Below are 2,359 nucleotides of genomic sequence, written 5' to 3' on the forward strand. Positions count from 1 at the left end.
GGGCACAGGTAATCGGGACGCAGAGGTGTGTAGAACGGCCCCCGGTAACGAAGCGTCCGCGACTGACCGCAGCAGTCACAGATCCCGTCGACCTCTTCGAAGGAGAGGGCGTAGGCGTTGGGGTGATAAATGAAAAGCGGTCGTTCCATCCGTGGATCCCTTCCCTGCCGACCAAGGTCGGCATCTACCAGAGCAGGTTCCGATAGCGCCGGACCACGTCCGGCGGACGCCAGAACCGGCCGTCAGGCCTTGTCGGCGTCGGTGGTGAAGCTCTCGCCGCAGCCGCACTCGGCGGTGGCATTCGGGTTGCTGAACGTGAAGGTCTCGCTCAGGCCGTGCTTGCCGAAGTCGATCACGGTGCCGTCCACCAGGGCCAGGCTCTTGGCATCGACATAGATCTTTACCCCGTCCTGGTCGAACACGGTGTCGTCCGCGCGCTCCTCGCGGGCCAGGTCGGTGATGTGGCCCCAGCCCGAGCAGCCGGTCTTGGTCACGCCAAAACGCAGGCCCAGCGCGCCGGGGGTCTGGGCGACAAAGCGCTGCACGCGCTCAAAGGCAATAGGGGTCAGGCTGACAGCCATGGTGGATCACTCCAGAGGTACCGGGACATTATAGGGAGCCGATGACCGCAGAAATGCCTCGCAAGCAGAACGCTGCAACCGGTAAACTCCCGTGTTCATAGATCGAGTCGATCAGCAGAGGATTCAAGTCATGACGGTGGTCAGCGTTGAACATGCGCTTGCCGGGAAGATCCCGGAAGGTGGCGAAGTCACGGTACGCGGTTGGGTGCGCACGGTGCGCGGTTCAGCAAATCTGGCTTTCGTGAATGTGACCGACGGCTCCTGCTTCGCCCCGATCCAGGTCGTGGCCGGCGACGGGCTGGCCAACTTCGACGAGATCAAGCGCCTGACCACCGGCTGCTCGCTGGTGGCCACCGGCACACTGGTGAAGTCGCAGGGCAAGGGCCAGTCGTTCGAGATCCAGGCCAGCGCGGTCGAGGTGGTCGGCTGGGTCGAAGACCCGCTCACCTACCCGATCCAGCCCAAGCCGATGACGCCGGAGTTCCTGCGTGAAGTGGCGCACCTGCGCCCGCGCACCAACCTGTTCGGCGCGGTCACCCGCATCCGCAACTGCCTGGCCCAGGCCGTGCACCGCTTCTTCCACGAGAACGGCTTCAACTGGATCAGCACCCCGATCATCACCACCTCCGACGCCGAAGGCGCCGGCCAGATGTTCCGCGTGTCCACCCTGGACATGGTGAACCTGCCGCGTGACGCCCAGGGCGGGATCGACTTCAGCCGCGACTTCTTCGGCAAGGAAACCTTCCTGACCGTGTCCGGCCAGCTGAACGTCGAGGCCTACTGCCTGGCGCTGAGCAAGGTGTACACCTTCGGCCCGACCTTCCGCGCCGAGAACAGCCACACCACCCGCCACCTGGCGGAGTTCTGGATGATCGAGCCGGAAATCGCCTTCGCCGACCTGGCCGAAGACGCACGCCTGGCCGAGGAATTCCTGAAGTACCTGTTCCGCGCGGTGCTCAACGAGCGCGGCGACGACCTGGCCTTCATCGCCGAGCGCGTGGACAAGAACGCGATCACCAAGCTGGAAGACTTCATCAACGCGCCGTTCGAACGCATCGATTACACCGATGCGGTCAGCCTGCTGCAGAAGTCCGGAAAGAAGTTCGACTTCCCGGTCGAATGGGGCCTGGACCTGCAGACCGAGCACGAGCGCTGGCTGACCGAGGAACACGTCGGTCGCCCGGTGGTGGTGACCAACTACCCCGAGCACATCAAGGCCTTCTACATGCGCCTGAACGATGACGGCAAGACCGTCGCGGCGATGGACGTGCTGGCCCCGGGCATCGGCGAGATCATCGGTGGCAGCCAGCGCGAAGAGCGCCTGGACGTGCTGGATGCAYGCATGGCGCAGTTCGGCCTGGATCGCGAGCACTACAGCTGGTACCGCGATTTCCGCCGCTACGGCTCGGTACCGCACGCCGGCTTCGGCCTGGGCTTCGAGCGCCTGGTGGTGTACGTCTGCGGTCTGTCCAACATCCGCGATGCGATCCCCTACCCGCGCGCCCCGGGCAGCGCGGACTTCTAAGCCCACACGCACGACCACGGAGGTACTGCCCCCATGACCCTGTTCTTCGCCCTGTGTTTCGTCGGCGTTGCAGTGGCCGGGTTCAGTGCCTTCGTGATTTTCTGGCCGCTGACCCTGGTGCATGTGCGCGATCGCCATCCGGCGCTGGCGCAGCGCTTCGGCAGTGGCGCCTTCCTCAAGCCCGATGCGCTGGGCTGGCTGCTGCGGCGCGAATACCGCACCCAGCCGGACCGCTCGCTGTCCGGGCTGGCGA

General features: G+C 65.1%; 4 protein-coding genes. 2 read left to right on the top strand and 2 right to left on the bottom strand.

All coding sequences use genetic code 11. The annotated features are described in order from the left end of the window. Both AC1VAN_RS18840 and AC1VAN_RS18845 read right to left on the bottom strand, forming a co-directional pair. Positions 1 to 149 (bottom strand): CbrC family protein (locus AC1VAN_RS18840; protein ID WP_480986442.1); only part of this gene is annotated, 149 nt, incomplete at its 3' end. Between the two features lie 93 nt (positions 150 to 242). Then, complete coding sequence (locus AC1VAN_RS18845; protein WP_025876879.1) at positions 243 to 581, bottom strand: HesB/IscA family protein; 339 nt, start codon at positions 579 to 581, stop codon at positions 243 to 245. Between the two features lie 130 nt (positions 582 to 711). Between AC1VAN_RS18845 and asnS the strand changes: the two genes are divergently transcribed. Both asnS and AC1VAN_RS18855 read left to right on the top strand, forming a co-directional pair. Continuing rightward, on the top strand, positions 712 to 2,106 hold the full coding sequence (asnS, locus tag AC1VAN_RS18850; RefSeq protein ID WP_480986440.1) for an asparagine--tRNA ligase: 1,395 nt from the start codon (positions 712 to 714) through the stop codon (positions 2,104 to 2,106). 33 nt (positions 2,107 to 2,139) lie between these two features. Then, the coding region (locus AC1VAN_RS18855) for a hypothetical protein (RefSeq protein WP_480986441.1) at positions 2,140 to 2,359 on the top strand (220 nt) is incomplete at its 3' end.

Source organism: Stenotrophomonas sp. 05L44_2 (assembly GCF_056665995.1).

What these genes read in the sequence shown, in the direction of transcription:
- AC1VAN_RS18845 (WP_025876879.1), bottom strand. Translation starts at nt 581, where the DNA reads ATGGCTGTCAGCCTGACCCCTATTGCCTTTGAGCGCGTGCAGCGCTTT.